Genomic DNA, 21,290 nt, shown 5'->3' with positions numbered 1-21,290 from the left:
TCTCCCTGTTTTGTCCTTGCGTTCCGCAGCGTCGGCGCTTGTCGTGTCGTAAGGCAAGTCCCGCTGTCCGCCTCGACGCGGCCGGCGATCAAACAATGGGGGAGGTCCATGCACTATCGCGAACTGAAGCAGGCCTGGTCGGAACTGACGGCGCCCGGCGCCCCGTTCGAGGTCGACGAGATCCCGGTGCGCGGGAACATGATCCGGATGTACAAGAACGCGCCGCCGTCGGTGCGTGAGCTCTGGCTCTCCACCGCCGCCTACGGCGACCGCGATTACCTCGTCTACGAGAACGACCGCCTGACCTACGCCCAGGCCCACGCCCAGGTGAACGCCATCGCCGCGTGGCTGTTCGCGCAGGGGGTGCAGCCGGGCGACCGCGTGGCCATCGCCATGCGCAACTATCCCGAATGGATGCTGGTCTATTGGGCCTGCCTGTCGGTCGGCGTCGCCGCCGTCGGCGTCAACGCCTGGTGGGTCACCGACGAGCTGGAATACGCGCTCAAGGATTCCGCGCCGAAGGTGGTGTTCGCCGACGCCGAGCGCCTGGCCCGGATCCAAGAGCGGCCGGCCATGGCCGAGGGGATCAAGCTGGTGGCGGTGCGCACCGACGCCCCTGCTGGCGTCATTCCCTACGCCGACGTGATCGCCGGCGGCGGGGCGATGCCGCAGGTCAGCGTCGATCCGGACGCCGACGCCTGCATCTTCTACACCTCGGGCACGACGGGCTTCCCGAAGGGCGCGCAGCTGACCCATCGCGGCTGCATCGCCAACCTGATGAACATGGGCTTCTCCGGCCAGGTCCAGGCGCTGGCCGTAGCCAAGGCCACCGGCGTGATCCCGAACCCCGAAGACGCCCCGATCCCAGCGGCGCTGATCACCACGCCGCTGTTCCACGTCACCGCCAACAATTGCGGCGCCTACGCCATCACCGCCGGCGGCGGCAAGCTGGTGCTGATGTACCGCTGGGACGCTGGCGAGGCCCTGCGCCTGATCGCCAAGGAGAAGATCACCGCCATGAGCGGCGTGCCGACCATGGCGCGCGAGGTGATCAATCACCCCGACTTCGCGACCACCGACACCTCCAGCCTGCTGACCCTTGGCGGCGGCGGCGCGCAGCTGCCGCCCGACCTCGTCGCCAAGATCGACGGGGCGGTGAAGACTGCGCGGCCGAATACCGGCTACGGCATGACCGAGACCTGCGGGATCATCACCGCGGTGTCGGCCGACTTCTTCATCGACAAGCCCGACAGCTGCGGCCCAGCCATGCCGGCCTTCGAGGCCAAGTGCGTCGACGACGACGGCAACGCTGTGCCGGCCGGCCAGGTCGGCGAGCTGTGGGTCAAGGGCGCCCCGGTCATCAAGGGCTACATCAACCGCCCCGAAGCCACGGCCGAGTCGATCACCAACGGCTGGCTGCACACCGGCGACGTCGCACGGATCGACGAGGACGGCTTCATCTTCATCGTCGACCGCAAGAAGGACATGGTCCTGCGCGGCGGCGAGAACGTCTATTGCGCCGAGGTCGAGGCCGGGATCTTCCGTCACCCGGCGGTGGCGGAGGTCACCGTCTTCGGCGTGCCGGACGAGCGGCTGGGCGAGGAGGTCGGGGCCGCCGTGCTGCTGCGGCCGGGCGCGTTTGTCTCGCCCGAGGAACTGCGCGAGCACCTGGCCGGCCTCATGGCCAAGCACAAGGTGCCCCGCTATCTGTGGTTCATGAACGACCCGCTGCCGCGCAACGCCAGCGGAAAGTTCCTCAAGCGCCAGCTGCGCGAGACGCTGAATCCCGAAAAGGCGCTCTAGGTCTCTTCCTCCCCCGCTGGTCGGGGGAGGAATGCCAATGCCTGCCGATCACCCTCGCTCGCTGTCGAGCATGACCATCTGCTGCGGGGCGTAGCGGTCGCCGGCCGCCGAGCCCTTGGGGACGATCTGCTCCAGTTCGGCGAGGTCGGCGGCGGTCAGTAGCAGGTCCACCGCGCCGAGGGCTTCGGCCAACCGCTCGGGACGGCGCGCGCCGATCAGCGGCACGATGTCGTCGCCCTGGGCCGCGACCCAGGCGATGGCGACCTGGGCCGGGGTGACGTTCCGCGCGGCGGCGAAGGCGCGCAAGCCTTCGACGAGGCTGAGATTGTGCGCCAGCGCATCGCCCTGGAAGCGCGGGCTGTGGCTGCGGAAGTCGGTAGGGCCCGAGCCCGTCGACCAGTGGCCGCTGATCAGCCCGCGCGAGAGCACGCCGTAGGCGGTGATCCCGATGCCGAGCTCGCGGCAGGTCTGCAGCACCCCGTCCTCGATGCCGCGCGAGATCAGCGAGTATTCGATCTGCAGATCGGCGATCGGGTGCACGGCGGCGGCGCGCCGTAGAGTTTCGGAGCCGACCTCGGAGAGGCCGATGTGGCGGACGTAGCCGGCCTGGACCAGCTCAGCGATGGCGCCGATGGTGTCCTCGATCGGCACGTTGGGGTCGAGGCGGGCCGGGCGATAGATGTCGACATAGTCGGTCCGCAACCGCTTGAGGCTGTAGGCCAGGGCGCACTTCACCGCGACGGGCCGGGCGTCATAGCCGAGCCAGCCGCCGTCAGGGCCGCGCTGGGCGCCGAACTTGACGCTGACGATGGCCTGGTCACGGAGCACCTGGGCCAAGGCCTCGGCGACCAGCATCTCGTTGTGGCCCATGCCGTAGAAGTCGCCGGTGTCGAGCAGGGTGATCCCCGCGGCGCGGGCGCCTGCAAAGGTGGCCAGGGCCTGATCGCGATCGGCCGGGCCGTAGAGGTCGGACATGCCCATGCAGCCGAGGCCGAGGGCGGAAGAGACGGGGCCGGTGCGGCCGAGCTGACGGGTCTGCATGTGGGGCTCCTTTGGTTGACCCCAGATTAGGTCCGCGCCATTCATCCGATAATCCGCTCATACCCTCACGAGCTGTTCGGAAATCAGCACAATGCGCCATCTGAACCTCGCCGATCTCGACGCCTTCGCCGCGGTGGCGCGCGAGCGGAGTTTTCGGCGCGCGGCGATCCTGCGCGGGGTGTCGGCCTCGACCCTGAGCCAGGCGGTGCGCGACTTGGAGAGCGAGCTGGGATTGCGGCTGCTGAACCGCAGCACTCGCAGCGTCTCGCCCACCGAGGCCGGACAGCGGCTGCTGGAGCGTCTAGGGCCGGCCCTGGGCGAGATCGCCTCCGCAGTCGAGAGCGTTCATGAGAGCGCCGGGACCGTGGCCGGGCTGCTGCGGATCAACGCGCCGGAGCCGGCCGTCGAGTTGGTGATGGCGCCGCTGGTGGCTCGCTTCCTCGAGCAGCATCCGCGCGTGCGCCTGGAGATCGTCGGCCAGTCGAGCCGCATCGACATCGTCGCTGAGGGGTTCGACGCCGGCGTCCGCTGGGAGGAGCACCTGGACCAGGACATGGTCGCGGTGCCGTTCGGCGGCCGGCAGCGCTACGTGCTGGTGGCGGCGCCCGAGTTGATCGCGGCGCACGGCCGCCCCCAGACGCCGCAGGACCTGATGGGTTTGCCGGCGATCCGCCAGCGCTTCACCAGCGGCGTGATGTTTCCCTGGGAGTTCGAGAAGGACGGTCAGGTGGTGCGGATCGATCCGCCGTCGCGGCTGGTCTCGACCCAGGTCGCGTTACAGCGGCGCGCGGCGATCGACGGGGTCGGGTTCTGGACGACGTTCGAGGGCTATGTCCGCGAGGACATAGCGGCGGGCCGGCTGGCCAGCCTGCTGGAGGACTGGCTGCCGAGCTTCCCGGGGCCGTCGCTCTACTATCCGAGCCGACGCCACGTCCCGCCGCCGCTGCGGGCGTTCATCGACTTCATTCAGGCCGAGCGGGGGCGGGCGGAGTAGATCCTCCCCGCATAGGGGAGGATCTACTCTTGGATCAGCGCGAATAGGCCGGCGGGTACGGCCCCGAGAGGTCCTTGTAGCGGTCGCGCAGTTCGATCTGGCGGGAGGTCAGCGGCTGGGCCTGGCCGCGGATGAAGATCGCCGTCGGCTGGCTCAGCGGTTCGAACGGATCGGCGGTCCAGACCACGACATCGGCGTCCTTGCCCGGCTCCAGCGAGCCGACCTGAGCGTCGACGCCGAACACCTTGGCCGGGTTGATGGTCATCGCCGCCAGGGCCGCCTGGTAGGGCATGCCGTAGGCGACCGCGTTGCCCGCGTTGTAGCGCAGCTCGCGGATGCGGTGGGCGCCGCCGCTCCCCTGTAGCACGACGGTGACCCCGGCCGCATGCAGCTTGCCGGCGTTCTCAAGGCTGGAGCCGAGGGTCTGGAAGGTCTCGGGTCGGTCCGACAGCGGGTCAATGATCACCGGGACGCCGGCGGCGGCGATCTCGCGGGCCGCCATCCAGCCTTCCTCGGCGCCGGAGAGGATCACCTTGACCTTCTCTTCGCGGGCGAACTTCAGCACTGCGCGGATGTCCGAGGCCTTATGGACCACGGCGATGATCGGCATCCGACCCTCGACCACCGGGATCAGGGCTTCGAGGTCGGCTTTGGACAGCGCCAGGTCACGGACGCCGGCGCGGTCGTAGGCGACCTTGTTGCGCATGTAGTCGCGCACGTCGCGGAAGGCGGTCTGCAGGGCGACGATCTCGGCCCCGCGCGCGCCGCCGGCGACATTGGCCCCGCCGTCGCCGAATGGCACCACCATGCCGACCTTGGGTTTGACCAGGATCTCGGTCGCCTCGCCCAGGTGGATGACGGCGGCCTGGCCTGCGAACAGCGCCGCGGACTTCGTGCCGCCGCCGCCGCCCGCGGTCATCAGCTCCTCGCCGTCGTCGGCGTGGAAGTCGGCGCCGCCGCCTCCGCCGCCGGCCGAGATCGGCGTGACGATGGCTCGGGTGATACCGGCCATGCGCGCGACCGGGATCAGGGTCGAGGCCGGGTTCAACGCGTACTGCACGTCGAACGCCGCGCCGATGTCGGGGTTGTTGACCACCAGGTCGTCGCCGAGCGAGCGGACCTCGACGGCGCCGAGCAGGGCGTTGGGGGCGATGAAGCCGGGGGTGACGACGCCGCCCTGGGCGTCGATCACCTGCGTGCCAGGCGCGAACGCCAAGCGGACCGTGGTCTGGTCGAGGACGGCGGTGATCTTGCCCTTGTCGATCATCACCAGGCCGTGCGCGATCTCGCCGGCCGGACCGGCGGTGAGGACGCGGGCGTTGGTGATGACCACGGACTGCGCGAGCGCAGGGCCGGCGAGGGCGGCGGCCAGCGCCGCCAGGCTAACGACAAGCTTGCGCATCAGCGGCCCGCTCCCTGGCCGAGTTCAAAGTCCGACTTGGGCTGGTAGCGGCGGTCGTGACGGTCATAGGCGATGGCGCCGTCCAGATAGACGCGCTCGGCCTTGGCGTAGATCGAGAAGGGGTTCTTGTCCCACAGCACCACGTCGGCGCGCTTGCCCGGCTCGAGACTGCCGGTCTGCTTGTCGACGCCGATGGCCTTGGCCGGGTTGAGGGTGATCCACTTCATCGCCTCGCCCTCGGTGATCTGATAGCCGGCGGCGCGGCCGGCCGAGAGCGCCTCGGCGGCTTCCTGGTTCAGGCGCTGGATCACGTCGGGGTCGTCGGACTTGATGATCGCGCAGCCGCCCGCCGCGTGGATCATCGGGGCGTTGGCCTCAACCGCGTCCCAGGCTTCCAGCTTGGAGCCCCACCAGTTCGCCCAAGTGGCGACGCAGATGTCCTCCTTGGCCAGGATGTCGGCGATTTTGTAGGCCTCCAGCGCGTGGTGGAAGGCGGTGATCTTGTAGCCGAACTCGTGGGCGATCCCGATCATCTGGACCATCTCGTCGGCCCGGTAGCAGTGGTTCTCGACCAGAATCTCGCCGCTCAGCACGCCGGCCAGGGTCTCGAGCTGCAGGTCACGCTTGGGCGGGTCCGCCTTTTCGCCGCGGTCGGCCTTGGCGCGGTAGTCGTCCCACTTGCGGGCGTAGTCGGCGGCGTTGATCCAGGCGGTGCGATAGCCGGCGACGTTGCCCATACGGGTCGAAGGGGCGCGGTTGCGACTGCCGTAGACGCGCTTGGGGTTCTCGCCGCAGGCCATCTTCAGGCCGTAGGGCGCGCCCGGGAACTTCATGTCCTGGACGGTGCGGGCGGGCACGTTGCGCAGGGTGACCGAGCGGCCGCCGATCAGGTTGCCGGAGCCGGGCAGCACCAACAGTGTGGTGACGCCGCCGGCGCGGGCCAGGTTGAAGCCGGGATCCTGCGGCCAGACCGAGTGCTCGGCCCAGACGCCGGCGGTGTTGGGGTCGGTCAGTTCGTTGCCGTCGGAGTGGGCGGGCACGGCCGGCGACGGATAGACGCCAAGGTGCGAGTGCGCGTCGATCAAGCCGGGGGTGACGTACTTGCCGTCCGCGTCGACCATGTCGTAGCTGGCCGGGGGCACGATCTGTGCGCCGACCGCTTCGATCTTGCCGTCGCGGATCAGAACCACGCCGCGCTCGATCTTCTCTCCGGTCCCGGTGAAGATGGTCGCGTCGACCAGCGCGGTGGGACGGCTGGGCAGCGGGCGGTAGGTCGAGGCGTAGGCGTCTTCGCCGCGCCCGGAGTCGAGCCCCTTAGGCAGCGGCTTGGCCTTGGCGCTGTCGCCGGCGGCTGGCTTGCTGGTGGTCGCCGCCGTGCTGGCGCAACCGCTGAGGGCCGCGGCCGCGCACACCGCGACCGCCGTCGTCAGAACTCTCATCGTCGGAAAACTTCCCCTGCGAACTGGCCGGAACGATAGGCCGGAACCTGCGCCGTGGGGAAGGCTGAGCGGACAGCTTTGCGACCAATCGGGGTCAGAAGGGGTTGGTTTTTCCCCCGCCTTGATCGTCATCGCCAGGCTTGTCCCGGCGATGACGATCGGCGAGGCGGGACTCAGCAGTCGCCGATGCGCTCGGCGGTGATCTTCATGGTGGTTTCCTTCATGGCCGGGGTCGGGGCCGGGTCCATGACGGTCTTGGCTTCGACCGTGTAGCGGCTGGTGAAGTCGCCCGAGATGCGGCTGTCGGTGATCACCTTCATGCCGCCCTGGATCGTGCAGACGCTGTGGCCGACGATGTCAGCGCCTTCGCGGCGGTAGGATTGCTCGGAGCAGGTCATGCCGGCCTTCTGCTTGGCCGCGTCCATGTCCTTGAAGCTGGTCTTGGCGACGCAGGTCTCGGCGGTGATCGGCTTGGGCGCGGCCGACAGGGTGGTGGTCATCTTCCACTTGCCGGGCTTGGGACCTTCCAGGTCGGCGGCGGCGACGGCGGGCCCGGCCGGGGCGACGGGCGCGGCCGGGGCCGCGACCTCGGGCGCCTTGGCGGCTTCCTCTTTCTTGGAACAGGCGGCGGCCAGGACGGCGACCAGAGCCAGGCTGAGTGCGATACGCATGCGTTCCTCCGATGTTGGTCCGACCACCTCAGGGCGTATCGGCCAAGCCACAACGCACGAAGCGCGACCATGGCGCCAAGGAATGTGCGGGCCGCTGGGGTGTTTCGGCGCTTGCCATTTTTCAAACGCCCGTTCATCAGCAACGCACGATGTCCGACGATCTGACCGAAGTGCAGGCCGCCGTCGTTCCCGACGGCTTTGTCATCAACCTCTGGCAGCGCGGCTTTGGCCGCACGGTCGGCCCGTTCTATTCCAAGCGCGACCCCGTCACGAACGACGAGATCATGGCGTTCCGGGTCGAGGAGCACCACGCCAACGGCATGGGCAACTGTCACGGCGGCATGCTGATGAGCTTCGCCGACATGGCCTGGGGGCGGGTGATCTCCAACCAGCGCGAGATCGGCTGGGTGACGGTGCGCCTGACGACCGACTTCCTCTCCGGCGCCCACATGGGCGAGTGGATCGAGGGCTCCAGCGAGATCATCGCCGAGCAGGACGACGTGTTCACCGTCCGCGGCCGGATCTGGTGCGCCGAGCGCACGCTGATGACCGGCACCGGCGTCTACAAGGGTATCCGCTCCATCCAGCGCAAGCCGGGCGAGCGGGAAAAGAGGGGCGCGTAAGCCATGGCCATGGATCCTGCGATCAAGGAAGGCGCGCCGGTCGGCTATTACGACGACGACCGCCCGGTCCCGAGCCCGGGCGGCTTGCCGCCCGAGGTCCAGGCGCCGCTGCTGCCGTTCCGCGGCCGCGAGCCCGATGCGCCGGCCTGGTTCCTCGACGCCATCGCCCAGGAGCCGGAGCGCAGCTTCGTGACCTCGAAGGGCACGCAGATCGAACTGCTGACCTGGGGCGAGGTCGGCAAGCCGGGTCTGCTGCTGGTGCACGGCAATTCGGCCCACGCTGACTGGTGGAGCTTCATCGCGCCCTATCTGGCCGAGAACTACCGGGTCGCCTCGATGTCGCTGGCCGGCATGGGCGCCTCGGACTGGCGCGAGACCTACGCCTTCCAGGATTTCGCCGAGGACGCCGAGGCCTGCGCCCAGGCGGCCGGGCTCTATGCGGCCGGCAAGCCGATCTACATCGGCCACTCGTTCGGCGGGTCGCAGGTGTTCTTCGCCGCTGCGGCGCATCCCGAGCGGATGAAGGCGGCTATCATGGTCGACGTCGGCTTCGGCGGCCCGCCGCCGGACAGCCCCGAAGGCAAGCGCATGCTGGAGGAGCAGGCCAAGCGGGTCGCCAATATCCCGACCCCAGACCGCGCCCAGAAGGTCTATCCGACCATCGAGGCGGCGCTGGCCCGCTTCCGCTTCATGCCGCCGCAGGTGGCTGGCAACCTCTTCATCGCCGACTTCATCGCCCGCCGCTCGCTGAAGCGCGCGCCGATGGAGGACGGCTCGGGCGAGGGCTGGACCTGGCGGTTCGACCCCAACATGTGGAACAAGCTCGACCGCACGGCGATGAACCAGATGATGGTCGGCGGAAAGCCCAAGGTCGATGTGCCGCTGGCGCACATCTTCGGCGACCGCTCGGTGATCATCACCCGCCGGACCGAGGGTCAGACGACGCCGCTGCCCGACGACATCCTGGAGATCGCGATCCCTGACTCCGCCCACCACGTCATGGTCGACCAGCCGCTGGCCCTGGTGGCGGCGCTGCGTTCGCTGCTGGCCGTGTGGCCGGCTTAAGACAAGCGGCGCCAGGAACCCTTGAGGCCGGCCTGCGGTTCGTGTAGGTCCGGCGGCAACAGAATTTTCGAAGAGAGAGACGGCTCCGCCATGGCTTCCGAATACCACCGCGGCGACATGGACATCCACGAGCAGACCTCGACCTACCACCTGTTCGTCATGCTGACGAAGTGGGGCTCGCTGGCGCTCGCCGCCCTGCTGGTCTTCCTGGTGCTGGCGTTCTGCACCCCGACGAGCTTCCTCGGCAGCCTGGCGGTTGGCGTGATCATGGCGGTCGGCGGCTACTTCGTGCTGCGCGAGCACGGCGGCGACGACGCCCACTAAGGGCGATCGCGTTCCAAGCATTCGAAGGGCGGGCGCCGGCGACGGCGCCCGCCTTTTTGCGTTCTAGTCCAGCAGCGCCTGGATCGAGGCCAGGTCGAGCTCGGAGGCGGCGGCCTTGAGCTTGGGCTCCAGGATCTTGTGGCCGTGGCCGCCGGGGATCGGCGTGGAGATCGCCACCAGCTGGATCGCGCCCTTTCGCGCGCCCTTGTCGAAGTAGTCCGGGTTGAGGCGGACGAGCTGGGCCGCGCCTGCGGCGCAGTCGCCGAACAGCTCGCGCAGACGCGAGCTGGCGCAGGCCGGCGCGGCGAGCTGCTGCCCGGTCAACGCCGCCCGGGTCGGCGTCAGGCGCACGTCGCTCGGGATCTCCTTGGCCAGCCAGTCGAGGTACTCGCCCTTGGTCATCGGCCGGTAGGGCTGGCGGCCCGGCTTGGTGATCAGGATCACCTGGCGGATGCCGACCTGGAAGACGGGGAAGCCCCCGATTGGGGTCATCGTCAGCGGCAGGTCGCGCGGCTGGTCGAGGCGCTCGCCGTTGTCGTTGGGGTAGAGCGCCGCCAGGTTGTTGAACCGGATCTGGAGGGGCGGGCCCTCCAGGCGGCCCATATAGGCGCCGGCGGCGTCGGGTTTGGCGCCGGCCTCCAGGTCGATCATCTGGGGGATCATGGTCGCGCGGCCAAGGAACGGCTGGCCTTGCGGCTGGTCGCTGGGCGGGCTGTCGATGGTCAGGGAGCGGGTGATCGAGAAGCCGCGCGGCTGGTGCAGGGCCGGCGTGGCCAGCACCTTGTCGATGATCGTCCCAGCCTTGGCGGTGAAGGCTTTCGCCTCGGCCGGCGGCAGGGAGCCGATCACCTGGACGCTGAGCGGAGTGATGCGGCCTTTGGCGGCGGCCGAGGCTGGGCTCTGCTCGGCGAACGCCGGACTGGCCGCGGCGAGCGTGGCGAGGATTATGAGGGGCAAGCGCATGGTCAGCAGCTCTTCTCGGTCATCAGGGTCCTGACACGTTCGAGGCGGCGCGCCTGCGGCCCGGCTGGGGGCGGGGCGGCGCCCTGGGCGGCGGTGGCCGAGGCCTGTGAGCCGACGGACCGCATCATCTGCTGGGCAAGAATGGTCCCCTCTCCGGCATCGGCGCGGGCGATCATGCCGGGGCCGGCGGAGGCTAGCGCCGAGCCTGCGAAGCCCATGAATTTGCGGCCGGTTTCGGCCCGCTGGGCCCGGCGGACCTCGGCGTCCTCCAGCTTGCCGGCTTCGGCGGAAAGCGCCTCGCAGGTCAGGGTGTCGTCGCCGTGGCGGATGGCGCCGTCGGCCAGGGCGGGTGGGGCGAGGATAGCCGCGAGCGAGAGCGCGGCGGACAGGACAAGTGCAGTTCTTTTCACAGGTCACCGACTTTTTCTGGATTGAGCGGCGAACCGGTGACGCGGATGAGGGGCGCGGTCAGCCGCGCTTCGACCGGCGTGGACTGGCGTTCGACCAGGGGCGACGGGCCATCGACAAACCCTGAGCGCCAAAGGGGTTGATCGTCAAACATTTGTTTGAATGTTGCGCTGCGGTCGCTGGACAACGGCTGGCGGCGGCCTCTATGGTCGCCGTCAGGTAGGGAACGAGTAGGGGGATAAGGGGCGCATGACGACGATCGCCGTCACCAAGGAACGCCGCGCGGGGGAGACGCGCGTGGCCGCGACCCCAGAGACCGTCAAGAAACTCATAGCCGCCGGCTTTGCGGTGACCGTGGAAGCCGGGGCGGGAACCACCGCCAGCTATGTCGACGCCGACTATGAGGCGGCCGGCGCGACCCTGGCCAAGACCGCCAAGGACGCTATCGGCAAGGCCGACATCCTGTTCAAGGTGCGCGCGCCGGTGGACGAGGAGATCGCGGCGCTGAAGAGCGGCGCCGTCGTCGTCGCGACTCTCAATCCGTACGTTGAGAAGGACGCGCTGAAGGCGCTGGCCGCCAAGGGCGCGACCGCCTTCGCCATGGAGTTCGTGCCGCGGATCACCCGCGCTCAGGTCATGGACGTGCTGTCCTCGCAGGCCAACCTCGCCGGCTATCGCGCCGTGATCGAAGGCGCTGAGGCCTACGGCAAGGCGCTGCCGATGATGATGACCGCGGCCGGCACGGTCGCCGCCGCCAAGGTGTTCGTGATGGGGGTCGGCGTCGCGGGCTTGCAGGCGATCGCCACGGCGCGCCGCCTGGGCGCGGTGGTCACCGCCACCGACGTGCGCCCAGCCACCAAGGAGCAGGTCGAGAGCCTGGGCGCCAAGTTCCTGGCCGTCGAGGACGAAGAGTTCAAGAACGCCCAGACCGCTGGCGGCTACGCCAAGGAAATGAGCGCCGAGTACCAGGCCAAGCAGGCGGAGCTGGTCTCCAGCCACATCGCCAAGCAGGACATCGTCATCACCACGGCGCTGATCCCCGGCCGGCCGGCCCCCAAGCTTGTCAGCGCCGCGCAGGTCGCGTCGATGAAGCCGGGCTCGGTGCTGGTCGACCTGGCCATAGAGCAAGGCGGCAACGTCGAGGGGGCAAAGCTGGACGAGGTCGCGGTGACCGCCAACGGCGCGAAGATCCTCGGCAAGTCGAACCTGCCGGGCCGCATCGCCGCCGACGCCAGCGCGCTCTACGCCCGCAACCTGTTCGCCTTCTCCGGGCTGTTCCTCGACAAGGAGGGCAAGTTCGCCCCCGACTTCGAAGACGAGATCCTGAAGGCCGCGCTCGTCACCCAGGGCGGCGCGATCGTCCATCCCAACCTGACCGCCTGACCGGAGCCGCACCGATGGAAGCCGTCGATCCAACAGTCTTCCGCCTGGCGATCTTCGTCCTGGCGATCTTCGTGGGCTACTACGTCGTCTGGAGCGTGACGCCCGCGCTGCATACCCCGCTGATGGCGGTGACCAACGCCATCTCGTCCGTGATCATCGTCGGCGCGCTGCTGGCCGCCGCGGCGAGCGGAACGGACGGCGAGTTGACCCAGAACGTGCTGATCTCCAAGGGAGCCGGCGCCGTCGCCGCAGCCTTCGCGGCGGTCAACATCTTCGGCGGGTTCCTCGTCACCCAGCGCATGCTGGCCATGTACAAGAAAAAGCAAAAGTAAGGGGAGCGGGGGGAACATGAACGCTAATCTCGCCGCCATCGCCTACATCGTCTCGGGCGTCCTATTCATCCTGGCCCTGCGGGGCCTCTCGTCGCCGACCACCAGCCAGGCGGGCAACCGCAACGGCATGATCGGCATGGCCATCGCGGTCGGCACGGCGCTGCTGACGCTGTTCAGCCAGGGCAAGCTCGACCCGTTGACCCTGGGCCTGATCCTGGGCGGCATCGCCATCGGCGGCGCGGTCGGGGCGGTCATCGCCCGCAAGGTCGCGATGACCTCGATGCCGCAGCTGGTCGCCGCCTTCCACAGCCTGGTCGGCATGGCCGCCTGTCTGGTGGCGGTCGCCGCCATCCACACGCCGCAGGCCTATGGCATCGCCACGCCGGACGGCCTGGTGCACACGACCTCGCTGATCGAGCTGTCGCTGGGCCTGGCCATCGGCGCCATCACCTTCACCGGTTCGGTGATCGCGTTCGCCAAGCTGAACGGCAACATGTCGGGCGCGCCGATCCTGCTGCCGGCCCGCCACCTGCTGAACATCCTCATCGCCCTGGCCATCGTCGGCTTGGTGGTGGTGCTGGTGATGAGCGGCGGCCAGGCGATCTGGGCGTTCTGGGCCATCTTCGCCCTGGCGCTGCTGATCGGCGTCACCCTGATCATCCCGATCGGCGGCGCGGACATGCCGGTCGTGGTGTCCATGCTGAACAGCTATTCCGGCTGGGCGGCGGCGGCGCTGGGCTTCACGCTCGAGAACGTCACCCTGATCATCACCGGCGCGCTGGTTGGTTCGTCCGGCGCGATCCTCAGCTACATCATGTGCAAGGGGATGAACCGCAGCTTCATCTCGGTGATCCTCGGCGGCTTTGGCGCCGACGACAGCGCCGCGGCTGGCGCCGGCGGCAAGGTCGAGACCCGTCCGGTCAAGCAAGGCTCCGCCGACGACGCCGCCTTCATCATGAAGAACGCCAGCAAGGTGATCATCGTCCCGGGCTACGGCATGGCGGTCAGCCAGGCGCAGCACGCCCTGCGCGAAATGGCCGACAAGCTGAAGGAAGAGGGCGTCGACGTGAAGTACGCCATCCACCCGGTCGCCGGGCGGATGCCGGGCCACATGAACGTCCTGCTGGCCGAAGCCAACGTGCCTTACGACGAGGTCTTCGAACTGGAGGATATCAACGCCGAGTTCCCGACCGCCGACGTGGCGTTCGTGATCGGGGCCAACGACGTCACCAATCCGGCGGCGAAGACCGATCCGACCTCGGCGATCTACGGCATGCCGATCCTGGACGTCGAAAAGGCGCGGACCGTCCTCTTCGTGAAGCGCGGCATGTCCTCGGGCTACGCCGGGGTCGAGAACGAACTCTTCTTCCGTGACAACACGATGATGCTGTTCGGGGACGCCAAGAAGATGGTCGAGGGGATCCTCAAGGGCCTCTGATCGTCGAGCATCACAGGTCACTGCGGAGGGGGCGCGTCCAGGGCTGGGCGCGCCCTTTTCGTTGGCTGCCAGGTGGCGAAACAGTCAAGCTGAGTATATTTCTTAGCAACGCCTATGCGTGCGGAAGAAGTCCGCACAAGGTTCCGTGGCGCGACAATGTGTGTCACATGAAGTGCGCCTATGTGGCGGGTTTTGGGATACAAGAGCGGTCAATCAGCTTCCCCGCAGAGCGGGGCGTCGTCGCGGCTAGACCACATAACCTCTAGTGGTCGCTTGTATAGCTCGACTGTACTGGAAGAGGTCGGTTCTTGAATTCGATGACTTTGGCCGCGCACGCCGGCATGCGTCACTTTTGGGTCGAAGGCCTGCTCGCGGTCGCCTTGACCCTGAGCGTCGTCACCGCCGCCTTTGCGACCACGGCGATCGCGCCGCGCGCGCCCGAGCCGGCCCCGGTCTACGCCAAGGTGGTCGCCGAAGTCCCGCCCGCGCCGCCGCCGCCCGAGCCGGACTTCGCGTTCGGCGAGCCGGTCGCCGGACATAGCGTCAACTCGCCGTTCGGCCTGCGCCGCATGCCGTGGGAGAGCCATGGGCGGCTGCATCGCGGGGTCGACATCGCCGCGCCGTCGGGGACGCCGGTGACCGCCGTCGAGGACGGGGTGATCGTGCGGGCCGGGACCAGCCCGTCCTACGGCCGCTTCGTCGAGGTCAAGCACGACGGCGGGCTGACCAGCTTCTACGCCCACCTGGGGCGGATCGAGCGCGGGGCCAAGGCTGGCGCGACTGTGACCGGCGGGACCGTGATCGGCCGCATCGGTTCGAGCGGGATCTCGACCGGACCGCACCTGCACTTCGAGATGCGTCGCGGCGACACGCCGCTCAATCCCACGGCCTTCATGGGCCGCGAGTTCGCCACTGCAGAGCAGCTGCCGATGCAGACGGCGGCCTACTATCCGAAGAAGGTGCGGGTGGCGCAGGCCTCGGGCGGGCGCAAGCATCGCAAGGCCGCCGGCGGCGAGCGGGTGATGGCGCGCCTGGACGTCGCCAGCTAGCGCGGTCGCGGCTGGCCGAAGGCGCGGTCGGCCACGAAGCCGCCGAACAGGATCAGGACGACGGCGCTGACCGCCATCCAGGCCGGGTGCGGAATGTCGGACATGTTGAAGATCGACAGCGCCAGGACGAGCAGCGTGACGATGCGCCCGGCCCAGGGGCGGCGGCCGGCGATCAGATTGCCGACCGCGGCCCCGCCCAGCGTGCCGAGGAACCAGGCCAGCAGCACGCCGAACTTGGCCGGGGTCGGGATCTTGGCCATGACGGTGGCGAGCTGGGCCGGGTCGGTCAGGTTAACGCCCGGCGGCGGCGGGAAGATCGTGTGGCCGACGCCTTCGACCGCCAGGATGATCAGCAGGCCGACGAGCAGGCCCAGCACCACGCCCAGGGCCGTTCGCAAGATCGTCCGCAACATTCCCACCGACTCCTAGTTTCGCCGGCAACCTCGACTAGATTGGGGTGATGCTCAAGATATGCAGATGACGGCCCAGCGTTTTCACCCCTCCCGAGGCCAGATGGTGGACATCGGCGGGCGGCGGATCCGGGCCACCTCGACCGGACCGCAGAGCGAGCGTCCCCTGATCGTCCTGGAGTGCGGCTCGTTCGGCTGCGCCGCCGACTGGGCGGTGGTGCAGGAGCGTCTCGCCGCCCGTGGCCTACGCAGTCTGGCCTATGACCGGGCGGGCCTGGGCTATTCGGATCCGAGCCCCGAGCCGCGCGACGGTCGGGCGATCGCCGCCGACCTGGAGGCGCTGCTGGCGCGGCTGGGGGAGAATGGGCCGATCGTCTACACCGGCCACTCGATGGCCGGGCTGATGGCGCGGGTGTTCGTGCCGCGCAACCGCGAGCGGGTGCTGGGCGTGGTGCTGGTCGACGCGGTGACGCCGGAGATGCTTGACGAGCGCCGCACGGCCCTGGGGATCCACGCCTATCGCGGCGCGATGAAGCTGGTCGGCGCCTGGTCGGACGCGGGCTTCATGCGGCCGGTGTCGCTGGTGATCGGCGACCTGATCGGGCTGGAGGGCGAGGCGCGAAAGGAAAAGCGTCGGGTCTACGGCTCGGCCAGCCACGCCCGTTGGGCGGCCGAAGAGGTGCTGAACTGGCCGCGAACCTCCGGCCAGGGCCGCGAGGCGGGCCGCTTCGCCCCGGAGCTGCCGGTGGCGGTGGTGACGGCCGGCGATGCGGCGACCCGGCTGAAGGCGCTGCAGGTCGCACCGGCCGAGCTGTCCGAGCACGGCTATGTCGAGCATGTGAAGGGCGCCAACCACGCCAATCTGCTCGGCAAGGCCTTCGCCGACCCGATCCTCAAGGGCATCGAGCACGTGCTGCGGAGCGCTGCGCGCTAGGGCTCGCGTTCCACCGCGCCGCTGGCGGCGAGCAACCGCTCGTGCACCAGGTTGCGAATGGCGAGGCCTGGCGTCTGCGCGAGCAACGGACAGGAGGCCTCGTCGCCGTCGAGCACCACCGGGAGGGCGGCCCGGGCGCGGGCGGGGATCTCCCGCAGGGCCGCGCGCTGGTCGCGCGGCAGCTGGGCGGCGTGGCCGGCCAGCGGGGCGATTACGGCCACCCGCTCGGCGGCGATCTCGAAGCGGCCGTCCCACACCACCTGCTCTCCAGGGGCCATCATCTGGTCGGCGAGGCCGGTGCGCAGCAGTTCGCCCGGCTCGCGCATGAACAGGGCGCGCCCGGCCTTGGCCTGGATCCGTGCGCCCGACAGGGTGGCGATGAACGGCTCGTCGAGCGCCAGATGTTCCATGACCCGCGCCAGCCGGTCGGCGCGTGGCGGGCGGTTGGTTCCGGCCGCGCAGAGGGCGGCCGCAGCGACCAAGCGCGGCGGCAGGCCGGCGCGCGGCAACGCCACGACGCCGGCGGCGTCGACCTGGGCGGCGGCGGCCAGAGCGGCCAGCTCCGGCCCCAGCGGCGCCAGCGGCTCGGCCGCGTCGGGGCCGGCGAGGCGAGCCCGGGCGCGGGCGAAGCGCAGATCGTCATTGGCCGGATCGTCGATCCAGGTCTCGCCCTGGGCGGCCAACCAGTCGCGGATTTGCGCGCGGCTGGCGGTCAGCATCGGTCGCAGCAGGAACACCCCACGCCCTTCCGGCCAGGCGGGCGAGGGGGCCCATTCGCGCGGCGAGGGGGTGGTCGAGCCCGCCGCGCGCATGGCGGCGGCCTCGGCCAGGTCGCTGGCGGTATGACCGAGCAGGACGACGCGAGCGCCAATCCGCCGGGCGGCGTCGGCCAGCAGTCGGTGGCGGGCGGCGCGGGCGGCGGCGGGCAGGCCGTGGGCAGGCTTCTCGCCGGTCCAGGCCAGGGGGTGAAAAGCAGCGCCCAGCCGCAGGGCGAGCGCCGCGCAAGCGCCGCTCCACGCTGCACTGTCGGGGCTGAGCCCGTGGTCGACGGTCAGAATCGCCAGCTGCCGGCCGTGGGCCTGGGCCCAGTCGGCGGCGAGCAGCGCCAGCGCGCGGGAATCGCCTCCACCGGAAAGCGCGACGGCGATCGGCGCGCCCGAGCCGGCGGCGAGCCGGCGGTCGAGGACGGCGCGGACGCCGTCGCTCAGGCTCAGGCCGAGCACTTGGCCTGGGTGCGAGCCTGGGCCGCGCGGGTCTGCACGGTGGTCGAGGCTTTCGGATAGCGTTTGGCCAGTTCGGCCAGGGTCTGGCAGGCGTCGGCCGGCTTCTTGAGCGCGATCAGCGAGCGCGAGAGCTCCAGCACCGCATCGGGCGCCCAGGTGGTGGCGGGCCAGCCGCGGATGGCGGCGATGTAGGATCCGGCGGCGTCGGCGTGGGCGCCGCGGGCGGTCAGGGTCTTGCCCAGCCAGTAGCGGGCCTCCGGCGCCTTGGCGTTGTCGCTATAGGCCGAGAGGTAGTCGCGGAAGCCGGCCTCGGCGACGGCGTAGTCACCAGCCAGCATCGCCTGGCGCGACTGGCTGAAAGCTTCGTTGGCCGACAGGCCGGCCGTGGCCGGGGCGGGGCCGCCGGCCAGGCCGCCGTCAGCGGCTGGCCCAGTTCCGGTCGCGGCCAGGGCCCCGCTTTCAAGGTTGGCGATGCGGTCGGACAGCGATCGGTTCTCGCCGCGTAGTGCGTCGGCCTCGCGCTTGGCGAGCTCGGCCTGGCGATTGGCGTTTTCCAGGTCGCCGGTCATCCGGGTCATGGTCTGTTCCATGTCGGCCAGCCGGCGGCTGACCTCCTGGAGCTGGTAGTCGGTCTCGGCCGGCTGCACGACGACCGGCTTGCCGGAGTCGCGGCCCTGGAAGACGATGGCGCGCAGTTCACGCATCACCTGTTCCATGCGGTCCAGGCGTCGCGCGTCGCGAGCGTCGAGCGGGTCCATCGGCACCTGGGCCACCGCAGTCGAGGCGATCAGGGCGAGGGCGAGCGGCAGGGCGAGGCGGGCAAGCTTCATATCGGCATCATCTGCAGGAACGAGCGGCCAAAATGGGGCTGTTCGGTCGGGAACGTAAAGTAGAGCGCAAATGCAAAGAGGGGACCTGAAGGCCCCCTCCCGCAATACTTCAGCAACGTCGCTTACTGAGCTCCGGAGGTGATCGCCGTGTGGGCGTTCCGGTTGCGCTGGTAGGCTTCATCGTTGGCGCCGCCATCGATCGGCCTTTCCTTGCCGTAGGACACCGTCGAGATCCGCGACGGCTGCACGCCGCGCTGGACCAGGTACTCGCGCACCGAATTGGCGCGGCGCGAACCGAGGGCGAGGTTGTACTCACGGGTGCCGCGTTCGTCGGCGTTGCCTTCGATGCGGATCTGGACGTTCGGATAACGCACCAGCCAGGCGGCTTGCGCATCGAGCAGCGGGCCGGCGTCGGCGCGGACGCTGTAGCTGTCGAGATCGAAATAGACGCGGTCGCCGACGTTGACCGTGAAGTCCTGCATCGAACCCGGGATCACCGACGAGGTGAGCGGCGGCGGCGCGGGGGCCGGTTCCGGGGCGGGCGCAGGGGCCGGCGCGGGCGTCGGTTCCGGCGCGGGGGCCGGCTTCGGGCGAGAGGCGCAGGCCGTGACCGAAAGGGCGGCGGCTGCGACCAGGCCCAGTCGAAGGGCGTGCTTGATACTGAAGCGTTGCACGTTTGCTTCTCCAATTAATAAGTTACGACGACGGCGGTCCCCACAGCCAGTTCCTTGTTCTACCCGGCTTTGCCGTGGCCGGACATTTCAAAAGACCGTCTGAGGGGAAAATTGCACCTGAAAAGACTGGTTAATTCAGCAGCGGCGACCAGGCCGGGTCGGATCCGGAGCCCGGATAGGGCGCGGCGCGCTCGATCCGGCCGGTGACGTCGACGGTCCACAGCCGCGGAGCGCCGCCGGGCGTTTCGCGGCTGAACATTAGCACCCGGCCGTTGGGGGCCCAGGTCGGGCCCTCGTCCAGATAGCTGCTGGTCAGGATGCGTTCCTCGGAGCCATCGGGCTTCATGATGCCGATGTGGAACTGGCCACCCTCCTGCTTGGTGAAGGCGATGTACTCGCCGGTCGGGCTCCAGACCGGGGTGGTGTAGCGTCCAGATCCGAAGGAGATGCGGCGCGCGCCGCCGCCGTTGGCGTCCATGACGTAGAGCTGGGCGCTGCCGCCGCGGTCGGAGTTGTAGGCGATGCGCGCGCCGTCCGGCGAGAACGACGGCGAGGTCTCGATCGACGGGTCGGACGTCAGGCGGTTGCTCGCGCGGCTGCGCAGATCCATCACGTAGATGTCGGTGTTGCCGGCCCGCTCGACCGAGAAGGCCACACGGCTGCCGTCGGGCGAGAAGCGCGGAGCGAAGACCATGCCTGGGAAGTTGCCGAGCGTCTCGCGACGGCCGCTCTCAAGGTTGAACAGGTAGATCGACGAGCCCTCCGGCCGCAGGGCCATATAGGTGATCTCCTGGCTGGTCGAGGAGAAGCGCGGGGTCATGACGATGTAGGAGCCGTCGGTCAGGTACGATGGGTTGGCACCGTCCTGGTCCATGATCGCCAGCTGCTTGCGGCGGTTCAGGCGATCGCCGCTCTCGGACACGAACACCACGCGGGTGTCGAAGTAGCCCTTCTCGCCGGTCAGCCGCTCATAGACCGCGTCGGAAATCTTGTGCGCCACGCGCCGCCAGTTGTCGGGCGTCGAGGTGAACTGCAGGCCCAGCAACTGCTGTTCGGAATAGACGTCCCAGAGGCGGAAGTTGACGGTCAGGCGGCCGCCCTCGACCGTGACCTGGCCGTTTACCAGCGCCTGGGCATTGAGCACCTTCCAGTCGGGGAAGCGCGGCTGGACGTTGACGTCGAGGGTCTTCTCGATGTGCGCGGCCGGTGGGATCGGCGCGAATAGGCCCGAGCGCTCCAGGTTGCCAGTGATGACCTGGGCGATCTCGGCGCCCTGCTGGCCGCCGAAGGCCGGGATGGCGACGGGCAGCGGCTTGACGTCGCCGCGGTTGATGTCGACCTCGATCTGGGCGCGGGCCGGCGCGGTGATCGCCGCCGATGAAAGGAGCGCGGCGACGAGCGCCAGGGCCAGGGTCCTCAGGCGCATAGGGCGGTTCTCCTTGTTCACGAACAGGCCTCACTGGTCTTGAAGTTCAGGTCGAAGCGCTGACCGTAGAGCGAGCGGGGCAGCCGGGTGAACGGCGCGGCTGCATAGACCGCTCGGATCGCCCGTTCGGCCGCAGCCCTGACCACCGGGTCGGGGGAGTTTTCAGCGCCGTTCGCACTGACCTGGCCGACCTGGCCGCCGCCGCCGAGGGTCAGCGACACCTTCAGCCGTACGTTGCGGCCGCCCTCGACGTTGCAGTTGGGGTTCCAGCGCTTCTGGATCTCGTCGCTCATGCCGGCGATCGCCGCGGCCGCCTGGCCCGATCCGAGGTCGGGGCGCGCCTCGGGCGCAGTGGCCTGGCGGGCGGGGCCCTTGGCGGCGGACGAGCGCTGGGCGCCCGGTAGGCTGGCGGCCAGGGCGTCGAGGTCGAGGCCCTTCTCGGCCTTGGGCGCCGGTTTGGCGGGCGCGGCGGGCTTGGCCGGGGCCGGCTTGGGCGTCGGGGCCGGCGCAGGCTTTGGCGTCGGCGCGGGGGTCGGTTTAGGCGCCGGGGCCGGCGTCGGCGCGGGTTTGGGCGGCGTCGGGACCGGCTTGGGCGTCGGCGCGGGCGCGGCCGGCGGGGCGGGGGCCTCGGGGATAGGCTCCTCGGTCTGGGCGGGCAGCTCTTCTGGCCCCTGCTCGGCGGGGGCGAGATCGGTCACCGGCGCATTGGCGACGATATTGATCGGCACCGCCGAGCCGAGCGGCAGCTGCCGGGCCCACGGCCAGGAGATCAGGGCGGCCGCAATCACCCCTGCGTGCAGCAGGGTCGATGCGAGCATCGCGCCGGAGAATTCGGACCGTTCCCGGGCCATCGGCGCC

The 21,290-nt window shown here is 69.6% G+C and carries 23 protein-coding genes; 10 read left to right on the top strand and 13 right to left on the bottom strand.

The window, feature by feature from the left end; translation table 11 throughout:
* Positions 1–108 precede the first annotated feature (108 nt).
* Complete coding sequence (locus C0481_RS17830; RefSeq protein ID WP_293406298.1) at positions 109–1,803, top strand: class I adenylate-forming enzyme family protein; 1,695 nt, start codon at positions 109–111, stop codon at positions 1,801–1,803.
* 48 nt (positions 1,804–1,851) lie between these two features.
* On the opposite strand, the gene C0481_RS17825 is transcribed toward C0481_RS17830, so the two are convergent.
* Complete coding sequence (locus C0481_RS17825; protein ID WP_293406296.1) at positions 1,852–2,844, bottom strand: aldo/keto reductase; 993 nt, start codon at positions 2,842–2,844, stop codon at positions 1,852–1,854.
* 91 nt (positions 2,845–2,935) lie between these two features.
* On the opposite strand from C0481_RS17825, the gene C0481_RS17820 reads away from it, so the two are divergent.
* On the top strand, positions 2,936–3,838 hold the full coding sequence (locus C0481_RS17820; RefSeq protein WP_293406294.1) for a LysR family transcriptional regulator: 903 nt from the start codon (positions 2,936–2,938) through the stop codon (positions 3,836–3,838).
* A 34-nt stretch (positions 3,839–3,872) separates the two neighbouring features.
* Here the strand turns inward: C0481_RS17820 and C0481_RS17815 are convergent, their stop codons facing one another.
* From C0481_RS17815 to C0481_RS17805, 3 genes are all read right to left on the bottom strand, one after another.
* Entirely contained in the window at positions 3,873–5,240 is a 1,368-nt protein-coding gene (locus tag C0481_RS17815; RefSeq protein WP_293406292.1) for an amidohydrolase family protein, read from the bottom strand.
* Positions 5,240–6,679, bottom strand: coding sequence for an amidohydrolase (locus tag C0481_RS17810; protein ID WP_293406290.1), 1,440 nt, complete (start codon positions 6,677–6,679; stop codon positions 5,240–5,242). Before C0481_RS17810 ends, C0481_RS17815 begins: the two co-directional genes overlap by 1 nt.
* Before the next feature lie 173 nt (positions 6,680–6,852).
* Entirely contained in the window at positions 6,853–7,350 is a 498-nt protein-coding gene (locus C0481_RS17805) for a DUF3617 family protein (RefSeq protein WP_293406288.1), read from the bottom strand.
* A 149-nt stretch (positions 7,351–7,499) separates the two neighbouring features.
* Between C0481_RS17805 and C0481_RS17800 the strand changes: the two genes are divergently transcribed.
* The 3 genes from C0481_RS17800 to C0481_RS17790 all read left to right on the top strand — a co-directional run bounded on the left by C0481_RS17800 (position 7,500) and on the right by C0481_RS17790 (position 9,362).
* A complete protein-coding gene (locus C0481_RS17800; RefSeq protein WP_293406286.1) occupies positions 7,500–7,973 on the top strand; it encodes a PaaI family thioesterase in 474 nt (157 codons plus the stop codon).
* Positions 7,974–7,976: 3 nt separating this feature from the next.
* Positions 7,977–9,038 carry an alpha/beta hydrolase gene (locus C0481_RS17795; protein ID WP_293406284.1) on the top strand — a complete coding sequence of 354 codons (1,062 nt, stop codon included), beginning with the start codon at positions 7,977–7,979 and terminating at the stop codon, positions 9,036–9,038.
* 90 nt (positions 9,039–9,128) lie between these two features.
* A complete protein-coding gene (locus C0481_RS17790) occupies positions 9,129–9,362 on the top strand; it encodes an aa3-type cytochrome c oxidase subunit IV (protein WP_293406282.1) in 234 nt (77 codons plus the stop codon).
* Between the two features lie 63 nt (positions 9,363–9,425).
* Here C0481_RS17790 and C0481_RS17785 read toward each other — a convergent pair whose 3' ends face one another.
* Genes C0481_RS17785 through C0481_RS17775 form a run of 3 tightly spaced genes read right to left on the bottom strand, consistent with a single transcriptional unit; the run spans position 9,426 to position 10,920 of the window.
* Positions 9,426–10,325 (bottom strand): hypothetical protein, encoded by a 900-nt coding sequence (locus C0481_RS17785; protein WP_293406280.1) that lies wholly within the window; start codon positions 10,323–10,325, stop codon positions 9,426–9,428.
* Positions 10,326–10,327: 2 nt separating this feature from the next.
* Positions 10,328–10,735: a hypothetical protein gene (locus C0481_RS17780; RefSeq protein ID WP_293406278.1), complete on the bottom strand. Its 408-nt coding sequence runs from the start codon at positions 10,733–10,735 to the stop codon at positions 10,328–10,330.
* Positions 10,732–10,920, bottom strand: coding sequence for a hypothetical protein (locus tag C0481_RS17775; protein WP_293406276.1), 189 nt, complete (start codon positions 10,918–10,920; stop codon positions 10,732–10,734). Before C0481_RS17775 ends, C0481_RS17780 begins: the two co-directional genes overlap by 4 nt.
* Positions 10,921–10,982: 62 nt before the next feature.
* On the opposite strand from C0481_RS17775, the gene C0481_RS17770 reads away from it, so the two are divergent.
* The 4 genes from C0481_RS17770 to C0481_RS17755 all read left to right on the top strand — a co-directional run bounded on the left by C0481_RS17770 (position 10,983) and on the right by C0481_RS17755 (position 14,935).
* Positions 10,983–12,116 carry a Re/Si-specific NAD(P)(+) transhydrogenase subunit alpha gene (locus C0481_RS17770; RefSeq protein WP_293406274.1) on the top strand — a complete coding sequence of 378 codons (1,134 nt, stop codon included), beginning with the start codon at positions 10,983–10,985 and terminating at the stop codon, positions 12,114–12,116.
* A gap of 14 nt (positions 12,117–12,130) precedes the next feature.
* On the top strand, positions 12,131–12,448 hold the full coding sequence (locus C0481_RS17765) for a proton-translocating transhydrogenase family protein (RefSeq protein WP_056022909.1): 318 nt from the start codon (positions 12,131–12,133) through the stop codon (positions 12,446–12,448).
* 16 nt (positions 12,449–12,464) lie between these two features.
* Positions 12,465–13,886, top strand: coding sequence for an NAD(P)(+) transhydrogenase (Re/Si-specific) subunit beta (locus tag C0481_RS17760; protein WP_293406269.1), 1,422 nt, complete (start codon positions 12,465–12,467; stop codon positions 13,884–13,886).
* A gap of 317 nt (positions 13,887–14,203) precedes the next feature.
* Entirely contained in the window at positions 14,204–14,935 is a 732-nt protein-coding gene (locus tag C0481_RS17755) for a M23 family metallopeptidase (protein ID WP_293406404.1), read from the top strand.
* Here C0481_RS17755 and C0481_RS17750 read toward each other — a convergent pair.
* Entirely contained in the window at positions 14,932–15,348 is a 417-nt protein-coding gene (locus tag C0481_RS17750) for a hypothetical protein (RefSeq protein WP_293406267.1), read from the bottom strand. The genes C0481_RS17755 and C0481_RS17750 overlap by 4 nt on opposite strands.
* Before the next feature lie 64 nt (positions 15,349–15,412).
* Between C0481_RS17750 and C0481_RS17745 the strand changes: the two genes are divergently transcribed.
* Positions 15,413–16,279 (top strand): alpha/beta hydrolase, encoded by an 867-nt coding sequence (locus tag C0481_RS17745; RefSeq protein WP_293406265.1) that lies wholly within the window; start codon positions 15,413–15,415, stop codon positions 16,277–16,279.
* Here the strand turns inward: C0481_RS17745 and tilS are convergent.
* The 5 genes from tilS to C0481_RS17720 form a co-directional block, all read right to left on the bottom strand.
* The gene (tilS, locus tag C0481_RS17740) at positions 16,276–17,493 is read right to left on the bottom strand and encodes a tRNA lysidine(34) synthetase TilS (protein WP_293406401.1); all 1,218 of its coding nucleotides are present in this window, start codon (positions 17,491–17,493) and stop codon (positions 16,276–16,278) included. The genes C0481_RS17745 and tilS overlap by 4 nt on opposite strands.
* Positions 17,490–18,332, bottom strand: a complete 843-nt coding sequence (gene ybgF, locus C0481_RS17735; protein ID WP_293406263.1) for a tol-pal system protein YbgF — start codon at positions 18,330–18,332, stop codon at positions 17,490–17,492. Before ybgF ends, tilS begins: the two co-directional genes overlap by 4 nt.
* A gap of 122 nt (positions 18,333–18,454) precedes the next feature.
* Positions 18,455–19,006 (bottom strand): peptidoglycan-associated lipoprotein Pal, encoded by a 552-nt coding sequence (pal, locus tag C0481_RS17730; protein ID WP_293406261.1) that lies wholly within the window; start codon positions 19,004–19,006, stop codon positions 18,455–18,457.
* A gap of 130 nt (positions 19,007–19,136) precedes the next feature.
* Positions 19,137–20,459, bottom strand: coding sequence for a Tol-Pal system beta propeller repeat protein TolB (gene tolB / locus C0481_RS17725; protein WP_293406399.1), 1,323 nt, complete (start codon positions 20,457–20,459; stop codon positions 19,137–19,139).
* A complete protein-coding gene (locus C0481_RS17720) occupies positions 20,450–21,283 on the bottom strand; it encodes an energy transducer TonB (RefSeq protein WP_293406259.1) in 834 nt (277 codons plus the stop codon). Before C0481_RS17720 ends, tolB begins: the two co-directional genes overlap by 10 nt.
* Positions 21,284–21,290 lie beyond the last annotated feature (7 nt).

Source organism: Phenylobacterium sp. (genome assembly GCF_013822795.1).
Lineage (GTDB): Bacteria > Pseudomonadota > Alphaproteobacteria > Caulobacterales > Caulobacteraceae > Phenylobacterium.
This window is presented reverse-complemented; position numbering and strand designations above follow the sequence as displayed.

Coding starts and splice junctions, on each gene's coding strand:
- C0481_RS17830 (WP_293406298.1), top strand. CDS start 109: ATGCACTATCGCGAACTGAAGCAGGCCTGGTCGGAACTGACGGCGCCC.
- C0481_RS17825 (WP_293406296.1), bottom strand. CDS start 2,844: ATGCAGACCCGTCAGCTCGGCCGCACCGGCCCCGTCTCTTCCGCCCTC.
- C0481_RS17820 (WP_293406294.1), top strand. CDS start 2,936: ATGCGCCATCTGAACCTCGCCGATCTCGACGCCTTCGCCGCGGTGGCG.
- C0481_RS17815 (WP_293406292.1), bottom strand. CDS start 5,240: ATGCGCAAGCTTGTCGTTAGCCTGGCGGCGCTGGCCGCCGCCCTCGCC.
- C0481_RS17810 (WP_293406290.1), bottom strand. CDS start 6,679: ATGAGAGTTCTGACGACGGCGGTCGCGGTGTGCGCGGCCGCGGCCCTC.
- C0481_RS17805 (WP_293406288.1), bottom strand. CDS start 7,350: ATGCGTATCGCACTCAGCCTGGCTCTGGTCGCCGTCCTGGCCGCCGCC.
- C0481_RS17800 (WP_293406286.1), top strand. CDS start 7,500: ATGTCCGACGATCTGACCGAAGTGCAGGCCGCCGTCGTTCCCGACGGC.
- C0481_RS17795 (WP_293406284.1), top strand. CDS start 7,977: ATGGCCATGGATCCTGCGATCAAGGAAGGCGCGCCGGTCGGCTATTAC.
- C0481_RS17790 (WP_293406282.1), top strand. CDS start 9,129: ATGGCTTCCGAATACCACCGCGGCGACATGGACATCCACGAGCAGACC.
- C0481_RS17785 (WP_293406280.1), bottom strand. CDS start 10,325: ATGCGCTTGCCCCTCATAATCCTCGCCACGCTCGCCGCGGCCAGTCCG.
- C0481_RS17770 (WP_293406274.1), top strand. CDS start 10,983: ATGACGACGATCGCCGTCACCAAGGAACGCCGCGCGGGGGAGACGCGC.
- C0481_RS17765 (WP_056022909.1), top strand. CDS start 12,131: ATGGAAGCCGTCGATCCAACAGTCTTCCGCCTGGCGATCTTCGTCCTG.
- C0481_RS17760 (WP_293406269.1), top strand. CDS start 12,465: ATGAACGCTAATCTCGCCGCCATCGCCTACATCGTCTCGGGCGTCCTA.
- C0481_RS17755 (WP_293406404.1), top strand. CDS start 14,204: ATGACTTTGGCCGCGCACGCCGGCATGCGTCACTTTTGGGTCGAAGGC.
- C0481_RS17750 (WP_293406267.1), bottom strand. CDS start 15,348: ATGTTGCGGACGATCTTGCGAACGGCCCTGGGCGTGGTGCTGGGCCTG.
- C0481_RS17745 (WP_293406265.1), top strand. CDS start 15,413: ATGACGGCCCAGCGTTTTCACCCCTCCCGAGGCCAGATGGTGGACATC.
- ybgF (WP_293406263.1), bottom strand. CDS start 18,332: ATGAAGCTTGCCCGCCTCGCCCTGCCGCTCGCCCTCGCCCTGATCGCC.
- C0481_RS17720 (WP_293406259.1), bottom strand. CDS start 21,283: ATGGCCCGGGAACGGTCCGAATTCTCCGGCGCGATGCTCGCATCGACC.